At 70.3% G+C, this 23,408-nt stretch carries 13 protein-coding genes and 1 pseudogene; 5 read left to right on the top strand and 9 right to left on the bottom strand.

The window, feature by feature from the left end:
* Nucleotides 1-4 precede the first annotated feature (4 nt).
* Both LZG04_RS28695 and LZG04_RS28690 read right to left on the bottom strand, forming a co-directional pair.
* Nucleotides 5-2,569, bottom strand: coding sequence for a sugar-binding domain-containing protein (locus LZG04_RS28695; protein WP_233822613.1), 2,565 nt, complete (start codon nucleotides 2,567-2,569; stop codon nucleotides 5-7).
* 92 nt (nucleotides 2,570-2,661) lie between these two features.
* On the bottom strand, nucleotides 2,662-4,821 hold the full coding sequence (locus LZG04_RS28690) for a carbohydrate-binding protein (RefSeq protein ID WP_233822610.1): 2,160 nt from the start codon (nucleotides 4,819-4,821) through the stop codon (nucleotides 2,662-2,664).
* Nucleotides 4,822-5,304: 483 nt separating this feature from the next.
* Between LZG04_RS28690 and LZG04_RS42035 the strand changes: the two genes are divergently transcribed.
* The 3 genes from LZG04_RS42035 (at nucleotide 5,305) to LZG04_RS28680 (ending at nucleotide 9,510) form a co-directional block, all read left to right on the top strand.
* The gene (locus LZG04_RS42035) at nucleotides 5,305-5,433 is read left to right on the top strand and encodes a hypothetical protein (RefSeq protein ID WP_267938188.1); all 129 of its coding nucleotides are present in this window, start codon (nucleotides 5,305-5,307) and stop codon (nucleotides 5,431-5,433) included.
* 306 nt (nucleotides 5,434-5,739) lie between these two features.
* Nucleotides 5,740-6,696: a hypothetical protein gene (locus LZG04_RS28685; RefSeq protein WP_233822608.1), complete on the top strand. Its 957-nt coding sequence runs from the start codon at nucleotides 5,740-5,742 to the stop codon at nucleotides 6,694-6,696.
* Between the two features lie 1,377 nt (nucleotides 6,697-8,073).
* The gene (locus LZG04_RS28680) at nucleotides 8,074-9,510 is read left to right on the top strand and encodes an RICIN domain-containing protein (protein WP_233822606.1); all 1,437 of its coding nucleotides are present in this window, start codon (nucleotides 8,074-8,076) and stop codon (nucleotides 9,508-9,510) included.
* 133 nt (nucleotides 9,511-9,643) lie between these two features.
* On the opposite strand, the pseudogene LZG04_RS28675 reads toward LZG04_RS28680, so the two are convergent.
* From LZG04_RS28675 to LZG04_RS28645, 7 genes and pseudogenes are all read right to left on the bottom strand, one after another.
* Nucleotides 9,644-9,766, bottom strand: a pseudogene (locus LZG04_RS28675) (SGNH hydrolase); the annotation flags it as partial.
* Nucleotides 9,767-10,506: 740 nt separating this feature from the next.
* The gene (locus LZG04_RS28670) at nucleotides 10,507-12,105 is read right to left on the bottom strand and encodes a ricin-type beta-trefoil lectin domain protein (RefSeq protein WP_374202905.1); all 1,599 of its coding nucleotides are present in this window, start codon (nucleotides 12,103-12,105) and stop codon (nucleotides 10,507-10,509) included.
* A gap of 725 nt (nucleotides 12,106-12,830) precedes the next feature.
* Nucleotides 12,831-14,939, bottom strand: coding sequence for a family 43 glycosylhydrolase (locus tag LZG04_RS28665; protein WP_233822602.1), 2,109 nt, complete (start codon nucleotides 14,937-14,939; stop codon nucleotides 12,831-12,833).
* A gap of 137 nt (nucleotides 14,940-15,076) precedes the next feature.
* Entirely contained in the window at nucleotides 15,077-16,462 is a 1,386-nt protein-coding gene (locus tag LZG04_RS28660; protein WP_233822646.1) for an endo-1,4-beta-xylanase, read from the bottom strand.
* A 397-nt stretch (nucleotides 16,463-16,859) separates the two neighbouring features.
* Complete coding sequence (locus LZG04_RS28655; RefSeq protein ID WP_233822599.1) at nucleotides 16,860-17,705, bottom strand: carbohydrate ABC transporter permease; 846 nt, start codon at nucleotides 17,703-17,705, stop codon at nucleotides 16,860-16,862.
* Nucleotides 17,706-17,838: 133 nt separating this feature from the next.
* The gene (locus LZG04_RS28650) at nucleotides 17,839-18,681 is read right to left on the bottom strand and encodes a carbohydrate ABC transporter permease (RefSeq protein WP_233822597.1); all 843 of its coding nucleotides are present in this window, start codon (nucleotides 18,679-18,681) and stop codon (nucleotides 17,839-17,841) included.
* Nucleotides 18,682-18,688: 7 nt separating this feature from the next.
* A complete protein-coding gene (locus LZG04_RS28645; RefSeq protein ID WP_233822595.1) occupies nucleotides 18,689-20,029 on the bottom strand; it encodes an ABC transporter substrate-binding protein in 1,341 nt (446 codons plus the stop codon).
* A 104-nt stretch (nucleotides 20,030-20,133) separates the two neighbouring features.
* Between LZG04_RS28645 and LZG04_RS28640 the strand changes: the two genes are divergently transcribed.
* Both LZG04_RS28640 and LZG04_RS28635 read left to right on the top strand, forming a co-directional pair.
* On the top strand, nucleotides 20,134-21,237 hold the full coding sequence (locus LZG04_RS28640; RefSeq protein WP_233822593.1) for a LacI family DNA-binding transcriptional regulator: 1,104 nt from the start codon (nucleotides 20,134-20,136) through the stop codon (nucleotides 21,235-21,237).
* A 512-nt stretch (nucleotides 21,238-21,749) separates the two neighbouring features.
* Nucleotides 21,750-23,396, top strand: a complete 1,647-nt coding sequence (locus tag LZG04_RS28635; RefSeq protein WP_233822591.1) for a ricin-type beta-trefoil lectin domain protein — start codon at nucleotides 21,750-21,752, stop codon at nucleotides 23,394-23,396.
* The last annotated feature ends 12 nt before the right edge of the window (nucleotides 23,397-23,408 follow it).

Below are 23,408 nucleotides of genomic sequence, written 5' to 3'. Positions count from 1 at the left end.
CGATTCAGTAGCCGCTCGGCATCTGCGTGGTGAGCCCACCGGGCAGGGTGATCGCGCTGGAGGTGACGGTCGCGGTGGCCGCGGTCAGACCTGCGGACGTGGCCTGGAGGGTGAGCGTGCCGGCGGTGCGCGTGACGCGGACGAAGACGCGGTTGATGCCGGCCTCCGTGTCGACGTAGGACTTGTGGACGCTGCCGGGCTTGCGGGGGTTGAATCCGCCGAGGAACTGGCCGGGACCGGTCAGGGTGAAGTCGACGCGGGCCTGGTGGGTGGGCATCCGGCGGCCCTGGGCGTCGACCGCTTCGACGTCGAAGAACGCGATGTCGCTGCCGTCGGCGCGCAGGCCGTCCGGGGAGGTGTGCGCGGTGAGCTTGAGCGCCGTGGCCGGACCGGTCGTCGTCTTGGTGGTGCGGGTGACCTCGCGGTCGGTCGAGTCGTAGCCCACAGCGGTGATCGTGCCGGACTGCCACCGCACCGAGGGGAACGAGTGCAGGAAGTCGTTGACGGGCCTGGTGCTGCTGCCGACCGAGGTGCCGTTGACGAGCAGCTGGACCCGGCGCACGTGCGCGGACGCCATGACGTAGACGGTCTTCGTCGTGTTGGCGGGGTAAGTCCAGTGTCCGATGATGTGGATGTCCGGGGTGCCGCTCTGCATGACGCGGTAGGTGTGCAGCGACTCCTTGGGGATGCGCACCGCGTCGACGCGGCCGGACAGGCGGGCGCACTCCCAGTTGTACTGGCGGCCGTGCTGGTTGGAGTCCGCCCAGATCAACGCGGCCGCGCCGGAGTAGCGGCGGTCGCCGGGCCCCTGGATGCGCTGGCTCCAGAACTCGCCGCGGGTGGAGGCGGCGACGGGGCCCGCGAACTGCTCCGACTGCCAGTGCCAGGTGGCGTCGGGCCCGGTCTGGTAGCCGAAGTCCGGCGGTGAGTAGTCGTCCCACACCCGCCGCGGTGCCTCGTCACGGGTGTATTCGCACTCGATGATCGGCTTGCGGTCGCGCGCGTAGACCGAGTAGTGCCGGTTGAGCATGGTGCCGACCCACTCGGCCGCGTCCACGACGGCCGTGCCGCCGTAGCCGGGGTCGTCGCTGATGGCGCGGCACCCCATGGCGCGGCCACCGTGCGGGTCCCAGGTCTTGCGGAGGGCGGTCATCTGGGTCATGTGCGCGGCGGTGATCCAGTTGTTGCCCGCCTCCCAGAACAGGATGCTCGGGCTGTTGCGGAAGTAGATGATCGAGTCGCGCATGACCTCGACCCGCTGGTCCCACTGGCGGCCGGTGGCGTCGCGCTCCTTGTCACCGGCCGGTTGGATCGACACGATGCCGTGCCGATCGGTCATGCGGATGTTGGCCGGGGTGGCGGCGATGTGCATCCACCGGATGAGGTTGGCGTTGCTCTCGCGGATCATCTGCCCGTCGAGCTGGGTCATCCACTCCGGGACCGCGCCGCCGATGGCGGCCCACTCGTTGGTGGCGCGGATCGCGTAGCCGGTGAGGAACACGTGCTTGTCGTTGATGAACACACCGCCGTTGCTGGTGCCGCCGCGCAGCGTGACCTTGCGGAACCCGGTCCTGATCGGGTACGCGTCCACCACCGCGCCGTTCTCGCTCAGCACCACTTCGACGGTGTAGAGGTGCGGGTTCCCGGGTTCCCAGAAGTCCAGCCCGTCCACCGTCCCGCCGACCTTGACGGTCTGCGTCTGGCCGGCGGCGAGCGTGACCGGGCTCGCGGTGAGGGTTCGGAGGGTGTTCCCGGCGGCGTCGACGACGTTGGCCGACACGGTGACGGTCCGGGCCGTGCTCTGCTCGTTGCGGACCTGCGCCTCGGCGGTGACGGTGGCGCTGCGCCCGCTGATGGAGAAGTCGGACGCGTAGACGTAGGTGCCGGTGGTGCGCAGGTTCGTGTAGAGGGGCAGGGTGAAGTAGGTCTTCGGCAGCACGTAGAGCCGCACGTTGCGGGTCAGGCCGCCGTAGGTGGGGTTGAAGTCGCGGCTGTCCCACTGGAACGAGGTGTTGGTGGCCTGCTCGGGACGCCACTTCGTGTTGTCCGCCTTGACCGCGATCACGTTCTCCACGCCGAACCGCACCTGCGCGGTGATGTCGAACCCGAACGGGGTGACGCCGTACTCGTACAGCCCGACCTGCACGCCGTTGACGTAGACCGTGGCCGCCTGGCGCACGCCCTCGAACTCGACGAGCACCTTCGACCCCGCCTGCTCGGCCGGCAGGGTGAACCGCTTGCGGTACCAGGTGATCTGCATGGCCACGCTCGACTCACCCGAGCTGGTGATGTAGTTGTCGAACGAGTCGACGTCGTTGTACGTGTGCGGCACGCTGACCTTGGCCCAGGCCGAGTCGTCGAACGACACCGCCTGCGCTCCGGGCACGTCCTGCTGGACGAACCGCCAGAAGGGGTTGAGGTTGTAGACCGTCCGGCTCGACGGGGTGGCCGCGGTCGCCTCGCTCACCGTGCCGAGCACGCCGGAGGCCGCGGCGACCGCCGCGCCCATGCCCGCCAGCACGCTCCTGCGGCTCACGTGGCCGGCGGGGTGTTCCGTTGTGGTGTCCATGGTTGCGCTCCCGTGCTTGGAGGTGTGGACGTGGAGGCGGCGGGGCGCGGTGGCGGCGGCCCGCGGCACGCGGGGTGCCGCGGGCCGACTCGTCACCTCGACTGGTAGGTGATCCTCGGTCGGGGCGGGGTGGCCATGCCCGCGCCGATGAAGTAGTCGACGTGGTTGGACTGGATGTAGCCCTTGAGGGTCATGGCGTTGCGGTAGGCCGGGTTGTGGGCCAACGTGTAGAGCCTGGTGCTGGACGGGATGTTCGTGGTGAAGATGATGAGTTCGTTGAACGCGGCGTTGGTGTAGAGGACCTCTTCGCGCCAGTCGCCGAAGATGTCGCCCTGCAGCACGGGGGAGTTGCCCTGGGCCGCGTCGACCGCGCCGTAGTTCGAGGTGGTGAGCAGCCGCGGCACGCTGTTGGTCGTGGTCGGGCTGGTCGGGTTCCACTTCTCGAACTTGCCGTCGTTGAGCAGTTCCATGGTGGTGTCGCCGTCCCAGTGCAGGCCCAGCTGCGGCCAGGGCTGCAACGACGTGCTGGACTGGGTGAGCCGGTTGGTCGAGGCGTTGTAGAGGCCGTCGAAGGACCAGACCTCCATGCCGGGGTGGCGCGGGTCGACGTCACCGGCCATGCCGCGCCCGACGTCGGCGACGCCGGAGCCGGTGTGGCGCCAGATGATGTTGCCGTTGGCCGCGTCGTAGTAGTACTCGCGAAGGCCGCTGGGGTTGTCCTGCTGGACGCCGTAACCCTCCAGGCCGGGGCGGTTGGGGTCGATGTCGGTGATGTGGAAGCGGTCGCCGTGCACGACGCCCGCCGGGCCGAGCGAGTAGCGCAGGGTGCCGTTGCCGTTGAGCACGAACCCGATCTCGGCGATCTCGTCGCGGCCGTCGCCGTCCACGTCGATGATGCGGGTGTTGTGCCCGTCGGGCAGGTCCTGGTTGCCGCGCAGGAACTTCCACTGCATGGTGAGCGCGCTGCCGGTGAAGCGCCAGGCGGTGAACATGAGGTTGAAGCCGCCGTTGCCGATGCGGTTCTTCATGAACGCGACCAGGCTGGGGTTCACGCCGTCGAGGTAGCCCACGCCGAAGCGCGCGTACATCGGGCCGTCGGCCAGGTAGTCGGTCGGCACCGGCGCGGTGGCGCGCGGCGCGCCGGTCAGGCCGTCCAGGATCGCGATGAACTGGCGGTTGTTGTCGCTGTTGGTGAACCTCACGCCGTTGCCGAACGTGACGCCGTTGGCGATGCGGACGGCGACCTCGGCGCGGCCGTCGCCGTCGAGGTCCTGGACGGTGACGCCGTCGTTGTGGCCGACGTCGATGGTGGCGGAGCCGCCCTCGATGTTGTTCTGGTTGGTGCTGTTGGGCCCCATGTCGACCTGCCAGAGGAACCGGCCGTCGCGGCGGTAGGCCTCGATCTTCTGCGGCGAGGTCTGCCGGTCGAGCACGTAGTCGTACTCGCCGTCGCCGTCGAGGTCGCCCACCCACAGGAACTTCACCGCGCCGCCCGCGCGCAGCGGCACGCGCACCACCGGCTCGGTGGCCGCGTTGGCGCGCAGCGTGAACGCGCCGCCGGCCGGCTGCTCCACGCCGTCGACCACGGGCCGGACCTGGTAGCTGTTGGACTGCGACAGGTTGGCCGTCGAGTCGACGTAGTTGGTGCCGCCGGTCAGCACGGACCCGTTGAGCTTGACCTCGGCGCCGCCCCCGGTCGAGCGGTAGACGTTGAAGCCGATGCCGGTCGGGTCCAGGCCGAGCAACCGCCAGGACACCAGCACCTGGCCGGCGCCCGACCGCACGGCCACGACACCGCGGCCGAGGCTCTCCATCCGCCGGGCCGTCGGGTCGCCGCCGCCGTCCGCGGTGGTGGCGTCCAGGTAGTCGACGTTGGGCAGCCCGCCCGAGGTGGTCGCGGCGAGCCGGACGGTGTTGGCGCCCGCGTTCACCGGCACGGTCAGCGTCCGGGTGGCCCAGACGTTCCAGCCGCCGGTGTTGTCGAACGCCACGCCGGTGTGGCGGACCGTGCCGTTGACGCTGATGTCGGCCGGTCGGCCGACGGCGTTGCCGTTGGCGTAGCGGATGTCCAGGGTCGCGGTGCCCGCGCTCGCCGCGGTGACGGTGAACTGGGCCGAGGCGCCGACGGCGGCGGCACTGTCGCAGAAGCCGGTGCCGGAGTAGCCGGAGTGGTTCGACGCGATGGTCCCGTCGCACGTGGCGGACTCGGCCTCGTGGCGGACGGTCGCGGCGTGGGCCGGTGAGGTGGACACCGCGGTGATCGCGGCGACGGCGAAGGTCGCGACGGAAGCTGCGACGGACGCCCTTGTCAGTCGTGTCATTCGATGCCTTCGGGTGAGTGGTGGAGGCAGCGGGGAGAGGCGGTGCCGGAAGGGGCCCGGCCGAGGATAAAACGTTTACACCGTGCCGTCAACGAGCGGGGCGAGCTGGCTTACCGTAAGGGATTCGTGCGGGTGGAAACGTTTACACGAAGTTGCCGGCTGCCCGCTCTTGCCGGCGGCGAAAAACTTGCGCTACGGTGATCTGGGAGCGCTCCCGGAAAGGTCGCCGGCACCCGACCGCAGACGGGTGATTCCACCCTGTTCACGCGGATGCGACTCGGGAGACGATGGAGGAGCTCGGGCCATGCCCGCACCGCCGACCGGTCCGGTGACGTTCAGGGCCTGTCGCCGGTCGGTGACCGTCCCCGTCGAGGTGGCCGTCCTGCCGGACCGGGTGCTCGCCGCCTCGGAGGCATGCCGTCCCGGCAGACGTACGACGTGTGCTCGGCCGTCGCGGTCGGCGGCACGGCGATCCCGCGCCTCACCCCGACCGGCGTGACCGAGACCTCGGACTGCGGCGAACCGCTCGACACCCGGCCGTGAACCGCACGTCGTCGCAGGTTTGCGAGTTCCGCACACCCTGCACTTCTGCTCGTGCAGCCACACGTCCTGGCCGCGGGCCATGGGGGACACCGCGATGCACCAACGGCATCTCGTGGACGGCGTGGAAGCTCGACGTCGGCACCGACACCACGAACCTGCTCTCCTCGGGCGCACCGGTGACCGGCGGGTGGAACGACTACCTCCGCGGCCACGGCCGGCCTGTTCCTGTCAGGCCCTCGGTCGACCCTGCCTCCTCGGTCAGACTTCGGGCTCGCTGGACACGGATCACGCACCGGGGAGAGGTAGATGCGACGACGTTCGTTCTTCATCGCGGCAGCCGTGGCGGTGGGCTCGGTGGGTGCCGGGACTGCCCGGGCCGAACACCGGGGCTTCCCCGCCGTGCTCCGACCGGCTGCGGCCGACCTGTTCCCGGAGGGGGTGGCGTGGGACCACAGCAGGCGGGCGTTGCTCGTCGGATCCTTCGCCGGGCCGGGCGCGCCGGTGCCGACGATCTCGGCGGTGGGCCGGGACGGGGTGGCGACGACCATCGTCAGAGATCCGGAGGTGCGCGGTTTCTTCGGGCTCGAGGTCGATGAGCGGCGGGACCGGATCGTGGCCGTGGCGGGCAACCCCGCGGGTGCCGAGACGTTCGGGCTGGCTGTCTACGACCTCCACACCGGCGAGCGCGAACAGCTGATCACCTTGTCGGGTGAGCCCGTCGGCGCGCGATCGGTCAACGACGTGGCGATCGGGCCGGACGGCACCGCCTACGTCACCGACCCGCTCGGAGGCGCGATCCACGCCGTGGACACCGCGGGCCGGATCGCGACGCTGGTCCGGGACCCGCGGCTGGCAGGCAGCGGCTTCGGGGTGAACGGGATCGTCTGGCACCCACGCGGCTACCTGCTCACCGTCGTCTACAGCCTCGGCACGCTGTACCGGGTGTCGCGCACGGGCGAGGTGAGCCAGGTGAGGACGCCGGAGCCCTTGGTCGGCGGTGACGGCCTCGCGCTGCGCCCCGACGGCAGGCTGATCGTGGTCACCAACACGATGGGCGGCCCCGGGACCAACGCGGTGAGGGAGTTCCGGCTCGCCGCCGACGCGCGGTTCGCGGTGCCGGTCCGCGGGTTCGCCCCGTGGCCCGACCCCGCGCCGACCACCGTCGCCGTCACACCGCACGGCGCCTACGTCCTCGACGGCCACCTGGACATCTTCTTCACCCCGGGCGGAACGACCACGGACTTCGTCCTGCGTCGGATCTGACCTACCGCCTTGGGGTTCGCTGAATCCTGGTCTGGTGTGTTCGTCGACAACTCGGTGGCTCGTGCGCCACCAGACCGCCTGCGACGGCCCACCCGCGCCGTCGGCCCAACAGGTCGAGAACACCCGCCTCGTCAGCGGGAGGACCGGGTCCAGGGGCCGGGAGAGGCTCGCAGCACACCCGCAGACGCCGCGTCCTGGTCGCGGAGACCCGGGTTCGACCCCACGACGGGCGGCGCAACCGGTTGGACGACCCAGCCCACGGCGGGCAGTTCCCGATCGCCCTGGCCCACGTCACGACGGTCGTGGGGCGGGCCGCGCAGCCGTCGAATCCCAGGTGGTCTCGTCCAACCGATCTGCCCCGTTGTGGGGAAACCGAGATGTCCGAGCCGTGCTCCGATGCCGCAGTCGCGCGATCTTGGCGGCGGTTCGTGCTACCGGTGGCACGCGATGTCGAAGTCGTTGTGGCGGTTGGTGTCCCACCGAGTGGACCTGATCTCGGCGTCGACCGAGCGTCGGGCCCAAGGTGTTCTGGGGCATCTGCGGTGCACTCCTTGTCGGGCAGGGAGCGAGAGGTGCGGCAGGCGGACAGCGGGCGGAGAGGCTGTGAACGTGCACAGTATCCGTCCGTGTCACAGGTGTAAACAGGGGCGATTTTGCTCGGTTTGCGGGGGCGGTGGGGCTCTAGGTGACTGTGCACGTTCCCAGGTTATGGTCCATCCGTCGTAACCGTGAAGTGGCGATCGCCGTGGTCTGCAACGCTCGAAACTCTTTCGACGAAGCCGTTGACACCGGGACGGCGGCGTTCGTATCGTCTGCTCGTACCGTTGGAGCGGATGTTCTGGGCCCCAACGGGTTCCGGACACCGCGCAGATCATGCGAGTGGCTTGACCGACTACGTGACAACAAGTTGGACGGCGCTTTCCAGCGCCGCTTGAATCGTTTCAGTTTCATCCTTACCGGCGGCATCGCTGGGAACGTTCCCAGGGCCTGCGACAAGGAGCAATGGTGCTCACGAACTCGTTCAGGACGGAGGGGCATCGGCCCGGTCGTTCCCACACTCCCAGAGCGTGGCCCGGGGCCGGAACGCGACCTCCACCGTGCCAGGGACGTGCGTGACGATGTCCGATGTGGACCCGAACCGGCTCGTTCCGGTCATCGGCCCGCACCGTCTCCAGCGCCGCCCGCAACACCACCCGCCTCGCGGCCGGTCGACCTCTCGTCGGACAGCGGCGGACGGCAAAGCGTTGCGGCCGTGCTGGAGCACGAGCTCCGGTACCGCGAGCGCTCACCTCCCTGGTCTGTCGACCAACGTTGCTGCCGGACCACGGCGGTCGACGGGAGGCGACCACTGAAAGCCCCCGTCGGAAGGGACGCGACATGAGAATCAACAGGTGGTTGCCGGCACTCGGGGCGGCGCTCGGCCTGGCCGTGGGCGGGGTGGCCGTGGTGGCCGCTCCGGCGCAGGCGGCACCGGTCACCGTCACCAACGGCACGCAGTTCACCGACACCTCCGGCGCGGTCGTGCACGCGCACGGCGGCGGCGTGCTGAAGGTCGGCGAGTACTACTACTGGTTCGGCGAGAACCGCAACCCGAACAACACGTTCCGCGCGGTCTCGGTCTACCGCTCGACCGACCTGCGCAACTGGGAGTTCCGCAACAACGTGCTGACCCAGTCGTCGGCGGCCGAGCTCCAAGTGGCCAACATCGAGCGGCCGAAGGTGATCTACAACGCGAGCACCGGCCGGTTCGTGATGTGGATGCACAAGGAGAACGGGTCGAACTACAGCGAGGCGCGGGCGGCGGTCGCGTCGTCGGCCACCGTGGACGGCGCGTACACCTACCACGGCAGCTTCCGCCCGCTCGGCCGGCACATGTCGCGTGACATCACGCTCTACAACGACAACGGCACCGCGTACATGATCTCGGCCGCTGACGAGAACCGCGACCTGCACATCTACCGGCTCACGTCGGACTATTTGAATACGGCCGGCTTGGTCGGCAACTTCTGGAACAACGCCATCCGCGAGGCGCCGGCCATGTTCAAGCGTGGCAACACCTACTTCCTGCTCACCTCGGGCGCGACGAACTGGAACCCCAACCAGGCGCAGTACGCCACCGCGTCGAGCATCTCGGGTCCGTGGTCGGGTTGGACCAACGTCGGCAACAGCACCACGTTCAGCTCCCAGCCCGCCTACGTGCTGCCGATCCAGGGCACCTCGACGACGAGCTACCTGTACATGGGCGACCGTTGGGCCGGGGCCTGGGGCGGACCGGTCAACGACTCGCAGTACGTGTGGCTGCCGATCACGTTCCCCTCGAACACGAGCATGAGCCTGAGCTGGTCCCCGTCGATCACCATCGACACGGCCGCCGGCACGATCACGGCCGACTCGCCCGCGTACCACCGGCTCACCGCCCGGCACAGCGGCAAGGTGATGGACGTGGTCAGCAGCTCCACCGCCAACAGCGCCGAGGTCAAGCAGTACGCGTGGAACGGCGGCGGCAACCAGAAGTGGGAGTTCCAGGACGCCGGCGGCGGCTACGTGCGCCTGGTCAACCAGAACTCCGGCAAGTGCCTGGACGTCGCGTCCGCGTCCACCGCGGACGGCGCGAACGTCGTCCAGTACACCTGCGGGAGCGGGACCAACCAGCAGTGGCAGTGGGTCGCGACCGGCAGCTACTTCCAGCTGCGGGCCCGGCACAGCGGCAAGTGCCTCGACGTGGCCGGCGCCAACACCGCGGACGGCGCCGACATCCAGCAGTACACCTGCGGCACCGGCACCAACCAGCAGTGGACCAGGACCCAGTCGTGATTCGGTACGACCCCGCCATCCCGACGTGACCGCCGCGGCGGTGGTGGGCCGGGCGCCGGCGAGGCGTCCCCGGCCCACCACCCTGCCGGGTCCACTTCTGGTTGTCGGTGCCGCCGCACGTCCACAGCAGCACCGCGGTGCAGTTCGCGGTGCCCGCGCAGTCCACGTCCAGGCACAGCCCGGACTCCCGATCGACCACAGCGCCGTCGGAGTCGAGGTCCCACTGCCGATTCGCGCCGCCGTTGCAGTCCCGGATCTCGACCGGGGCACCCGGGGCCTGGCGTGGGTACGTCGAGGCACTTGTTGCCGTAAACCTGCAACGCGCCGTTGCGCAACGGGCGGCGCGGCGCGCTCGGCGTCACCTTGATCGGTTCGATCAGGTACCAGCCCCAGTTGCCGGTCACCGTGATCGTGTTGTCGCCCGGCCGCGGCAGCGTCTTGTCGACCCGCCAGGCTCGACTCGACCACGGTGGCGTTCAGGACACCGGTCTCGGGCTCGATCCACAGGTCGGCCGCCGCCGCGGCCCGAAAGGCGACGGCAGCAGTGCGGCCACGAGTACGGATCTCCCGTCAGTGCTCCCTTCACGTCGTTGGTCAGGGTAGGTCCGCGGTGCGGATGGTCTGCGGGGGTCGGCGACCGCGGCCGCCGGCCTGTGCGCACCACGCCGCAGTCAGTCGTACGACGCCACTCTCGGCCGGAAGTCCCGGATCGACCACGAGGACGGCCCGCTACCGACGCCGGCCGCACTGACCCACACCGCACGGCCTCATGTCCGGTGTCTGTGGTGAAGACGGAATCTTTCCTGCGTGCTGCCGGGGCCACGTGTTCGATGCGGATGTCGCGGCGGTGCGGGGACGTGACGTCGCCGCACCGCCGCGACCAGCAGTCGGATCAGGGCGTCGTGCAGGCCGAGCTGTCGAGTCGGACCGGGTGGTCGAGGCGTTGGTGTCGTCCCGGTCGGCGGTGAACCCGGGGCCCGCGGTCGAACCCGGGGATCAGGTGCGGGTCCAGCGCTGGTTGGTGCCGCCGTGGCAGTCCCAGATGATGACCTTGGTGCCGTTGGCGGTGGCACCGCCGTTGACGTCCAGGCACTTGCCCGACGCCACCGCTGTCACGCTGCCGTCGGAGTTGAGGCGGAACTGCTGGTTGCCCTGGCCGTTGCAGTCCCACAACGTCACGGCGGTGCCGTTGGCCGTGGCCTGGTTGTAGACGTCCAGGCACTTCGTGCCGTTGTAGGCGCGCAGTTCACCGGCCGCGGTGGTGGTGAAGCGCTGGTTGGTCTGGTTGTTGCAGTCCCAGATCTGGGCCAGGGCGCCGTTGGTCGGCGTGCTGCCGGGGATGTCCAGGCAGCGGCCGGAGCTCTGACCCACCAGGGAGAACGAGGTGGGCGTGGTGCCCCCGCCGCTGACGATGTACACCGCCGTGCCGTGCGCGGGGACGCTGGCCGAGATGGTGCCCGACGTGGTGGTCGTGCCGTTGGTCCAAGCGTCGCGCAACGTGAACGAGCTGCCCGACAGGCCGATCGCGCTCGCCGTGGTCGAGACGGTGGTCGTGCCGCCACCCTGGTTGAACAAGGCGACCGCGACGTTGCCGTTGGCCAGCCGCTTGGCCAGTACGCGCCGCGTGCCGTCGTTGGAGATCTGCACGGCCTGCAACCCGAGCGGGTCCTGGTTGATGGCGATGAGGTTGGCGTTCTTCAGGATCGTCTGCGTGGCGGCGTCCATGTTGCGCAGGTCGTTGCCGGCGATGAGGGGTGAGGCCATGACGGCCCACAGGGCGAAGTGGCTGCGCATCTCGGTGTCGGTCATGCCGCCGCGGCCGACCTCCATCATGTCGGGGTCGTTGAACCCGCCGGGCCTGGCGTAGGAGGCGAGCGGGACGGTGACGTTGACGATGTTCTGGATGCCCATCGGGTACCCGTTCGTCTGCCCGGTGTCCCACTTGTTGGTGATGTCCTCGGTGGTGCGCCACATGTTCGCCACGTCACCCCAGTTCCGCCGGGGTCCGGTCTTGTCGTGGATGCTGTTGGAGTTGATGCTGTAGACGATCGGGCGGCCGGTGGCGCGCAGCGCGTCGCGCATCTTGGCGAACGTGCGCACCTGGTCGTCGATCGTGCCGCTGGGCGAGCACCAGTCGTACTTGAGGAAGTCCACGCCCCACGCGGCGAACTGGCGGGCGTCCTGCTCCTCGTGGCCCAGCGCCCCGGTCGAACCGGGGTAGGAGTTGAAGTACTGGGCGCACGTCTCGGCCAGCGGCGCCTGGTAGATCCCGAACTTGAGCCCCTTGGCGTGGATGTAGTCGCCCAGGGCCTTCATCCCGCTGGGGAACCGGCTCGGGTCGCCCTGCAGGTTGCCCGCCGAGTCCCGGTTGGGGTTCATCCAGCAGTCGTCCACCACCACGTACTGGTAGCCCGCGTCACGCATCCCGGAGCCGGCCATCGTGTCGGCCATCTGCTTGATCAGCGTCTCGTTGATGTTGCAGCCGAACGTGTTCCACGAGTTCCACCCCATCGGCGGGGTGCGCGCCACTCCGTTCTCCAACGCTTGCGCGGACGACGTGTGCAGTACCGCGGTCATGCCGGACAGCAGCAGCATGCCTGCCGCCAACAGCGTCGCCGCCCTGCGGGTACGGGGAAGTCGTGTTGCTGTCACCCTGATCTCGCTCCTCGGTGCGTAAGGCATTCCGACTGCCATCCGTGTCGACGCACGGCCGGGCAGAGCACTGCCCGGTGGTCCGGAATCGCGGGTTCGACCGATCTGCCGGCGGGCTGTGACGCGGCGGCTTCCCTCAGCGGCGCAGGCTTCGGCGGAGCCAGTGTCGCACCTCATGTTCACGCTCACAAGACAGTGCTCACCCTGAGGTGCACCCGGAAACCGGACCGAATCCCCATTTGAGACGTGCACCGCGCAAAGGCTCAGGTGCTGCTCTTCGTTCAGCAGCAAGCGGTTGCATAGTCAAGCGTTTGATCACGCGAGGTGTAGTTGAACGCTAACAATATGCTGGGCGGCCCCGCGATCCGCGACGGCGTTGTCCTGGGCCTCGACGACCAGGCCCGTGCGCGGACCGTCGGCGGTGGCCCGCCCGACCACGCGCCGTGAGGCGATGCCGATCACCGTGGCCGGGTGGAGCCACCCTTCCGGATGTGAGCATGGGTTGTGTCGCCGCACGAGCGGCTGTCGATCTCCCTTGGTGCGCGGGGCGCAGCTTGTCAGGGGTGTCGAGTTCCTCCCTGTGCGACACGCTGACGTGCTTCGGACGACCCTGGGCCCCGCTCGCGCGTGCGGAGCGGGGCACCGGGTCCCAGGTGCGGTCGGCGACGTTATGGAGTGGTCAGGTCGAACTTGCGCACGGTCACCGCGCCGCCCAGTGCCTGGGTGGCGAAGTTGAAGATCCCGAAGCGGTAGCCCATGAAGAACTGCCAGGTGTTGTTGAGGGTGAACGTCGGGCCGAGCGGGGTGAAGTTCGTGCCGTCGGTGCTGTAGGAGAAGCGGGCGACCCGGTTGGACCCGGGTTGGATGTCGGCGTTGATCCGCAGCCAGACCCGGCCACCGCTGACCGCGGCGCTCGCGGCCTCCGTGCCGGTGCTGGTGGTGCGCCAACTGCCGTCCATGGCCAGACCGTTGGTCATCACCACGCGGGTCTGGCCGTTGTCCCGCCGGACGCCGATCCACGCCGACGACTGGCGCAGCATCGCCAGGCCCGACCGGTCGCCGTCACGCATGGTGCTGTAGTCCAGCTCGATGGTGGCGGTGGACGTCGGGCCCTGGATGCGGTGGGTCAGAGTGTTGCGGGCCGCGTAGAGGTCGTTGGTGACGGTGGCCGTCTGCAACCTCAACCCGTTGTTCACCGAGTACCGGGTCGTGTCCGGGTCGTGGTTCCACTCCCACTGCGGGCCCAGCGCCGTGCCGGCGAACGTGTCGGTCCCCGTGAGCGGCTTGACCGGGCGGGTCGGCAGCGGCGAGGGGTAGTTCACGCCCCACCGGCCGTTGACGGTCTGCAGCGTCGGCCAGCCGTCCGCGGTCCAGGTGATCGGGGCGAGGGCGGGCACCCGGCCGCCGGGGTAGGCGTCGACGAACGACATGTAGTACCAGGACCCGGTCTGCGTCTGGACCAGGCCGCCCTGGTGCGGCACGCCACCGCCGGGGATCGGGCCCGGCAGGTCGAGCAGCACCTGGCGCACGGTGTACGGGCCGAACGGGCCGTTGTCGGACTTGAGCACGTACTGGCCGTTGGCGGGCCGGGTCAGCCAGATGTAGTAGCTGCCGTTGCGCTTGTAGAACCTCGCGCCCTCCAGCGTCCCGATGTTCGACGGGGTCTGGAACACCTGCTGCGCGCGGACCTGGGTGCGGCCGTCGGCGGAGAGCTGCGCGACGCTGATCGTGCTGTTGCCGTAGGCGACGTACATCGTGTCGTTGTCGTCGACGAGCATGCCCGCGTCGTAGTAGCAGTTGTCGATCTGGGCGTGCCGGTTCCACGGGCCCTCGACGCTGGTCGCCGTGTAGATGTAGGTGTCGTTGAAGTCGATGCACCCGGCCCAGTAGTACGTCTTGTTGCTCGGCCGGTACTGCAGGGTCGACGCCCAGATCCCGTTGACGTAGGCCCGCTGCCCGTTGGTCAGGTCGTACTTGGTGCCGAAGTCCAGCGACGGCACCGAGTGCCCGGCGAACTCCCAGTTCACCAGGTCGTACGAGCGCAGGATCGGTGCGCCGGGCGAGTAGTGCATGGTCGACGCGGTCATGTAGTAGGCGTCACCGACCCGGATGACCTCGACGTCGGCGAAGTCCTGCCACACCACCGGGTTGGTGTACTGGCCGCCCGGTTGCTGCGAGGTCGTAGTCGTGGTGGTGGGGCCGGTCCCGCCGACGCGGACGAGCTGCCACTGCTGGTTGGCGCCGCCCCAGTCGCTGTACTGGACGATGTTGCCGCCGTCCGCCGTGGACGCGCCCTGCACCTCGACGGCCTTGTTGCTGTTGCGGTTGATCAGCCGCACGTAGCCGCCGTCGGAGTCGGCCAGCCGGAACTGCTGGTTGGTGCCGTTGCCGTCGGACCACTGGACGATGTTCGCGCCGTCGGCGGTGGAGAAGTTGTAGACGTCGAGCACCTTGCCGGAGTGGCGTGACTTGACGCGGTAGTAGCCGCCGCCGGAGTCGACGAACTGCCACTGCTGCTGGTTGCCGTCGTTGCGGGTCCACTGCGTGATGCGCGCGCCGTCGTTGGTGGCCAGGTTGTAGACGTCCAACGCCTTGCCGCTGTTGCGGTTGACCAGCACGTACCACGCGTTCGTGTCGACGGTCGCCGCCGAGCTGGTCGCCGAGCTGAAGACGACCATCACACCGCCGAGCACGACCGCGGCCACCACCGCGGCCATCCGCGACAACCGGGCGCGTCGGCGCGCCAGGCGTCGTGGGAGTTCATCGGGGACGGACATGACTGCTCCTTACCCGCCGCGTCGGGCGGCGTCGGAAGACCGGAGCCCCCGCACGCGGTGCGGGGGCTCCGGGTCCGGTCAACAGGGTGAGTCGGTCTGGGGCCCAGACCCGTGCGGTGGGGCGGTCGGGGGTCGGATCACCCGACGCGGACGAGCTGCCACTGCTGGTTGGCGCCGCCCCAGTCGCTGTACTGCACGACGTTGCCGCCGTCGGCGGTCGACGCGCCCTGCACCTCGACGGCCTTGCCGCTGTTGCGGTTGATCAGGCGGACGTAACCGCTCGCGTCCACCGCACGGAACTGCTGGTTCGCGCCGTTGCCGTCGGACCACTGGACGATGTTCGCGCCGTCGGCGGTGGAGAAGTTGTAGACGTCGAGCACCTTGCCGGACAGCCGCGACTTCACCCGGTAGTAGCCGCCGCCGGAGTCGACGAACTGCCACTGCTGCTGGTTGCCGTCGTTGCGCGTCCACTGCGTGATGCGCGCCCCGTCGTTGGTGGCCAGGTTGTAGACGTCCAACGCCTTGCCGCTGTTGCGGTTGACCAGCACGTACCACGCGGTGGTGTCGATGACGCCCGGCTGGCTCGAGCCCTCGTTGAGGGCGTTGAGCACCGCGGTGTAGGCGGCCTTCTTGTTGCCCGAGGCGTCGAACAGCAGCGGGTTCTGCCCGGTGCGCCACGAGTCGCTGTCGCGGATGCCCCAGACGGTGATGCCGTTGCACCGGGCGACGGCCAGGCACGCACGCGTGACGGCGGCGTAGGCGTTGGCCTGGTTGGACCCGGAGATGTCGAGCTCGGTGATCTGCACGTCCACGCCGAGGTCGGCGAAGCGCTGGAGGTTGGCCTGGTAGTCAGACGGCGCGGAGTTGGTCAGGTGGGACTGGAAGCCCACGCAGTCGATCGGCACGCCGCGGGCCTTGAAGTCGCGCACCATGTTGTAGATGCCGGTCGACTTCGGGTTGATGCTGTCGGTGTTGTAGTCGTTGTAGCAGAGCTTCGCGCCCGGGTCGGCCGCGCGGGCGGTGCGGAACGCGACCTCGATCCAGTCGTTGCCGGTGCGCTGGAGGTTGGAGTCGCGCCGCCCGCCGCTGGTGCCGTCGGCGAACGCCTCGTTGACCACGTCCCAGGAGTGGATCTTGCCCCGGTAGTACGTGGCGACCCGGGTGATGTGGTTGACCATGGCCTGGCGCAGCGCGGAGCCCTCCATGCGCTGCATCCAGCCCGGCTGCTGCGAGTGCCACGCCAGCGTGTGGCCGCGCACCTTCATGCCGCGGCTGATGGCGTGGTTGACGATCCGGTCGCCGTTGGTGAACGTGAACTGGCCCTGGTTGGGCTCGGTCGCGTCCATCTTCATCTCGTTCTCGGCGGTGACGCTGTTGAACTCGCGGTTCAGGATCGTCGTGTACGTGCTGTCGCCGAGCTTGCCCGCCGCGACGGCGGCGCCGAAGTACCGGCCCTTCTCCGCCGCCGAAGCACCCAGCGTCGTGCCGGCCATGGCCTGGCCGCCGAACACCACCGTCATCATGGTGGTCACGAGTCCCGCGACGAGCAGCAACGCCGTTGTTCTCGGTCGACGCGCGGGCGTCGACCGAATGACCGCTCGTGTCGATTGATTCATCACATGTCCTTAAACACCTGGTGTTAGCGTTAACAACCTTGGGTTTTGATCATCCTCGGTTCGAATGTGATGGCATTGAAGCGCGGTAGTCGGCGCGAAGAGCGCGCGCCTTACCTCTCAGACTGTGAAGGATGACACACGGGCGGTCAAGACGTTACGAAAACATTTCGTGCTGGTAGGCGGCTTCGGTACGACACTGTTGCGCCGTTCGGGCCGGGACGGCGGGCCGTCCAGGGCTGTGGTCAGGTCGAATGTCGTTCGACGGTGAATGCCCAGGCCGAAGCTAAAGTTAGCGCAAACACTTTTAGCTCACCGGGACGTCGTTCCGCGATTGCGTCGGCCGGCGTCCGGCGGGGCGGCCGAATTCGGGCAGTCGGCGGTGCAGCAGCACGACCACCGGCAGCAGCGGCGCGACGAGGAGCAGCGACCCGGCGCACAGCAGGGGGACGTCCGTGCCCCAACGGCCCTGGAACGCGCCGAGCGCGCCCGCCGCCGTGCGCCGCGCCGGGTCGTCCACCAGCACGATCGCCAGCAGGAAGTGGTTCCACGTCCACACGAACAGCAGGACCGCCAGCGGCGACAGCGCGGGCCCGGCCAGGGGCAGGTGCACCCGCCGGAACAGCTGCCACGGGCCGGCCCCGTCCAAGCGCGCGCTGTCGGACAGCTCGGGCGGCACGCCGGCGAAGTGGGCGCGCAGCCAGAACACCGCGAACGGCAGGTGCACCGCGACCAGCGCCGCGACCAGGCCCCACCGGGTGTCGAGCAGGCCGAGGTCGCGGACCTGGTGGTACAGCGGGGTGACGATGGCCTCCAACGGCAGCACGAGCCCCACCGCGAACAGCGCGAACACCACCCGGTGACCGGTGAACCGCAGGTGCCCGAGCGCGTAGCCCGCCGGCGCGGCCAGCGCCAGCGTCACCCCGACCACCCCGAGCGCGACCAGCCCGCTCGACGCCAGCGGGCCGGCCACCCGCCCGTCCCGCCACGCGGTCGCGAAGTTCGACCAGTGCGGGTCGTCGGGCCAGGTGAGGCCCCGAGGGTAGGAGCCGGGCGGGTGCAGCGCCGTGACGAAGAGGTCGGCGAACGGCAGGAGGGTGACGACCACCAGCGCCACCAGCACCAACCTGCCCGCGCCCCGCCCGGTGTTCATCGCGCCCACCGGGGGAAGCACGTGATGACGACCGACCCCACGACCGCCGGCCCGCGTGCGGTCGGCCGGGTTTTCATCGCGTCGGCGCGGGTGCGATGACCGCCGGCACCACGATCACCGGCCCACCCGGCGTTCACCGGGCCCACCGCAACACGGGCGTGATCACGGCCAGGACCAGCACCACGAGCACCACCGCCAGCGCCGACGCCAGGCCCACCTCGCGCTGGGCGAACGCGAGCTGGAACACCTCCAGCCCCGGCACCGACGTGGCCCGGGCCGGGCCGCCCTGGGTGGTGACGTAGACGATGTCGAAGCTCGCCAGCGCCGCGACCGCCGTCACGGCCACGCACACGCCGACCTGCCGCCGCACGCCCGGCAGCGTCACCGCGCGGAACTCCCGCCAGGGGCCCGCGCCGTCCAGCCGTGCCGCCTCGTACAGCGCCGGGTCGATCCGGTCCACGCCCGACAGCAGCACCGTCGTGCACAGGCCCAGCAGCACCCACGCCCCGATCACGCCCACCGCCGCCAGCGCGGTCGTCGAGTCGCCCAGCCACGCCCGCGTCACGCCGCCCAGGCCGACCGCGGCCAACAGCCGGTTCACCGCGCCCGTGGACGACAGCAGCAGGCTCCACGCGAACCCCGCGGCCACCAGCGGCGTGGCCTGGGGCAGCAGCAGGACCGCCCGCACCGGCCGGCTCGCCCTGGCGCGCCGGACCACCGCGGCGGCCAGCAGGCCCAGCGGCACCGGCACCCCGGTGAAGAACAAGACCAGCACGAGCGCGTGCCCGAGCGTGCCGTGCAGGTCCGGGTCGGTCAGCACCGCGCGGTAGTTGTCCCAGCCGACCCAGGTGGACGGGCCGACCCCGTCCCACCGGTACAGCGAGTACTGGACCGTCGAGGCCAGCGGCCGCAGCACGAACACCGCGTACACCACCAGCGCGGGCAGCGTGAACAGCCAGCCGACCAGCCGCGACACCGCGACCTCACCGGCCGATCTGGTCGGCGTAGTCGGCCTGCACCCCGCGCAGCAGCTCCTCCGGGCCCGAGCCGCCCTCGGCCAGCTCCTGCAAGCGCGGCGTCCAGCTCTCGGCCAGGACGGCGCCGGTGGCGTTGGCCATGAAGTCCATGCCCGTGCCGTCCGCGACGACCCGGGACGCGGCGGCGAGGGTGGCGGCCGTGACCGAACCCGGCTCGACCGCGGGCAGCGGCGCGTCCACCGGACCCAGGGGCAGCGAACCGGCCACCCGCACGGTCGTCTCGCGCGCCACGCGGTCCGTGACCGCCCAGTCGAGGAAGAACGCGGCGCAGTCGGCGTGCGCCGCGCCCGCCGGGATGCCGAAGGTCGGCGGACCGGACATCGCCGCACGCGGCTCGCCCGCGCGCACCGGCGGCATGAGGAAGAAGCCGACCCGGCCGGGCATCCGCCGGTCCAGCGCGGCGGACTCCCAGTCGCCGTCGAGCATGAACAACGCCCGGCCGGAGGTGAACCGGTCGACCATCCGCGCGTAGTCGGTGGCGTTGAGGTCGGCGTCGAAGTACCCGGCGCGCAGCCACCGCTGGAGGTGCCGCACGGCCTCGGCGTTGGTGGCCGTGTCGATGGTCGCCCCCGGCTGCTGGAAGGTCCAGTCGTCGATCGCGGACGGGGAGCCGTAGGCGGCCATGAGGCTTTGCAGCGGGAAGACGAGCCCGGCCGTCGCACCGGAGTTGAACCCGGCCAGCGGCGTGATGCCCGCGTCCTTCGCCCGCGCCAGCGCGTCGTCGAACTCGGCCAGCGTCGCCGGTTCGCGCAACCCGATCCGCGCCGCCAGGTCCTTGTTGTAGAACACCCCGGTCACGCTGGTGGAGAAGCCCATCGCGTACAGCGGGCCCACCCCGCGCGGACGCCCGCCCGGGCCGACCCGCATCGGCCTCAGCTGCGCCGCGGGCCAGTCGTCCCAGCCGAACGACGCGGCGTAGCCGTCGAGGTCGCGCAGCAGGCCGTCGCCCGCCAGGTCGGACACCTGCGGCAGCCGCACGAGGTCCGGCGGGTTGTCGGCGAGCAGGCGCGGCGCGTTGCGCGTGAGCACCGCGTACTGCTCCTCGCGCACGTCCCACGTCACGTTCGGGTGCTGCCGGGTGAACTCCTCGGTGAGGGCAGCGGCCAGCGGGAAACCGGTCTCGAACCGGGCCCGCAGCACCACCGGCTCCACGCCGCAGCCCGGTCGCGGTACCGCGGTCGCCGACGCGGGGTGGGTGAGCTCGCCGCCGGGAGCCGCGCAGCCGACCGGCGCGACCGCCAGCGCGGCGGCGATCGCGAGTGGACCGAACCGTCCCCGACCGCGCAACTCGTCTCCCTCGCCTGTGCTAAAACGTGTTAGCCTCCCGGAGTTTCGGGTTGGCGCGGCCGCGTGTCAAGCGCCGCGGTGTCCGATGAGGACGGAGGATCGCGGTGGGGCGACGACGCATCACGCTGGCCGACGTGGCCAAGGCGACCGGTGTCTCGACCACGACCGTGTCCCTGGTGCTCGCCGGTCGCGGGCGCGACCTGCGCATCTCCGAGGAGGTGGAGCGCCGCGTGCGCTCCACCGCGCAGGAGCTGGGCTACCGCCGCAACACCCTCTCGGTCGGCCTGCGCACGGGCCGCACCCAGACGATCGGGTTCGTGTCCGACACCGTGGCGTCGTCCCTGCTGGCCGGCAACATGATCAAGGGCGCGCTGGATGCCGCCCACGAGCGGGGCTTCATGCTGTTCTTCGGCGAGAGCGGCGGCGACCCCGACGTCGAGCGGGCGCTGGTCGAGGCGATGCACGACCGCCAGGTCGACGGCATCATCTTCGCCGCGATGTACACCCGCCGGGTCGCCGTGCCCGAGGGCTTGGACGACGGCCCGGCGGTCCTGCTCAACGCCCTGCCCGCGGCGTACTCGACCGTGCCCGCCGTGCTGCCCGACGAGGTGGAGGCGGGCCGGGCCGCCGCACGGGTCCTGGTCGACGCGGGCCACCGCGACGGCGTCCACGTGGTCGGCGCGGGGCCGCGGCTGCGGGACGTGCCGCCCAACAGCATCGCCGCCACCGAGCGCCTGATCGGCATCCACGAGGTGTTCCGCGCCGCCGGTGTCGAGCCGGCGAGCGCCCGCCAGTGCCCGAAGTGGATGCCGGAGAACGGCTACGAGACCACCCGGGAGATCCTGCGCCACCACCGCCCGCGCGCCCTGCTCTGCCTGAACGACCGCCTCGCGTTCGGCGCGTACCAGGCGCTGGCCGAGGCGGGGCTGTCCGTCCCGGACGACGTGTCCGTGGTGTCCTTCGACGACCACCCCATCGCCTCGTGGGTGCGGCCGCGCCTGACGACCATCGCCCTGCCCCACCAGGAGCTCGGCGCGAAAGCGGTGGAGGTGCTCTTCGCGGCGTCGGAGCGGCGCAGGCGCGGCAAGGGCGCGCCCGTGGTGCACCGCGTGCCGATGTCGGTCCGGCCCGGCGAGTCGGTGAAACCGGTCGGGCCGGTGCCGCCCGGGGGTCGCAACGCCGTTGTTCACGCTCACAACCCCAAATGATCCACTGGTCGCGTTCAATGGGCTGAACGGAGCAACTTCGGCATGATAGCGTCTCAGCTGCGCGGATATCGCGAGTGCCACCACGCTTCGGAACCGATTTTGTCGGCCTTCCGCTAAAGTTAGCGCTCACAATTTTAGCTTTGACCCCGCTGTCGGCGCGTAGTTACATTGGCGTGACGATCAAGGCCGCTCCGCTGCGGGCGCAACCCCGCCCCGCCTCGCCGAGCGCCGCACTGAGCGCCGTCAACGACGACGTGGGGACACTTCCGATGCGACGAATGCACTGGCGCCGATCGCGACCGACGCTTCCCGCCGACACCGGGTCCCCCCGCGCCCGGCCTCGCCCCCGATCCCCGATCCGCGGGAGCCGACCCGGTGCGCGTGACGCCGCCCGGGTGCTCACCGGCTTTCCGGGGTGAGGCCACCACGACCGCCGCCGACCACCCACCCACCGGCGCGGGAGGACCCTGCCCGTCACGGCGTCCTCCCCGTCACCTCGGAAAGGGACGATGATGTCCACTCCAGCACGCAGACGACTCCTCGGCCTGGCCGCGGCCGCCCTGGCGGTGTTGGGCGTGGTCACCGCGACCCACGCCGAGCCGGTCGCCCAGGCCGCGCCCGGCAGCCCGGCGCTCACCCCGCCGATGGGGTGGAACAGTTGGAACAGCTTCGGCTGCGGCATCACCGAGGCACAGGTCCGGCAGGCCGCCGACGCGATGGTCTCCTCGGGCATGCGCGACGCCGGCTACCAGTACGTGGTGGTCGACGACTGCTGGTTCGACCCGAACCGCGACTCGTCGGGCAACCTGCGCGCCCACCCGACCAAGTTCCCGTCCGGCATGAAGGCGCTGGGCGACTACATCCACTCGAAGGGCCTGAAGTTCGGCATCTACCAGGCGCCCAACGAGAAGACGTGCGCCCAGGGCGTCGGCACGTTCCCCGGTGCCACCGGCAGCAAGGGGCACGAGGTCCAGGACGCCCGCAGCTTCGCGTCCTGGGGCGTGGACTACCTCAAGTACGACTGGTGCTCCGGCAGCGGCACCCGTGACGAGCAGGTCGCCCGGTTCACCATCATGCGCGACGCGCTGCGCGCCACCGGCCGCCCGATCGTCTACAGCATCAACTCCAACAGCTTCCACGCGCCCACGGGCGACAAGTACGACTGGGGCGAGGTCGCCGACCTCTGGCGCACCACCGAGGACCTGCTCGACATCTGGCAGAACGGCAACACCAACAGCTACCCGATGGGCGTGGGCAACGTCCTCGACGTCACCGCTCCGCTGGCCGCGCAGACCGGACCGGGCAACTGGAACGATCCCGACATGCTGGTGGTCGGCCGACCCGGTCTGACGCTGACCGAGTCGCGCACCCACTTCGCCCTGTGGGCGCTGATGGCCGCGCCCCTCATGGCGGGCAACGACATCCGCACCATGTCCGCGGACATCAGCGCCGTGCTGCGCAACCCGCGCCTGATCGCGGTCAACCAGGACCGGCTCGGCGCGGGCGGGCGGCGCGTGCGCGACGACGGCAACACCGAGGTCTTCGCCAAGGCGCTGAGCGACGGCTCCGTCGCGGTCGGCCTGATCAACCGGGGCAGCGCGACGAGCACCATCAGCACCACCGCCGCGCAGGTCGGCCTGACCGGAGGCTCGTTCACCCTCACCGACCTGTGGACCGGCGCCACGACGAGCAGCACGGGCCCGATCTCGGCCAGCGTGCCGGCGCACGGCTCGGCCGTCTTCAAGGTCTCCGGCGGTGCGCCCGCCGCGGCCACCACCTCGCGCCTGCGCGGCACCGGCTCCGGTCGGTGCGCGGACGTGGACAACGCCTCGACCGCGGCCGGCGCGGCCACCCTCATCTGGGACTGCCACACCGCGGCCAACCAGCTGTGGACGTCGTGGGCCAACGGCGAGATCCGCGTCTTCGGCGACAAGTGCCTGGACGCCTACAACCAGGGCACCGCCAACGGCACGCGCGTGATCATCTGGTCGTGCAACGGCCAGGACAACCAGAAGTGGACGTTCTCCTCCGACGGGTCGGTCCGCAACGTCCGCGCCGGGCTCTGCCTCGACGTCAACCAGGCGGGCACGGCCAACGGCTCGACGCTGATCCTGTGGACCTGCAACGGCCAGGCCAACCAGAAGTGGACCCGCGTCTGACCCGGACGCCCG

Origin of the sequence: Saccharothrix sp. S26, from assembly GCF_021390395.1 — a bacterium.
Classification (GTDB): domain Bacteria; phylum Actinomycetota; class Actinomycetes; order Mycobacteriales; family Pseudonocardiaceae; genus Actinosynnema.
This window is presented reverse-complemented; position numbering and strand designations above follow the sequence as displayed.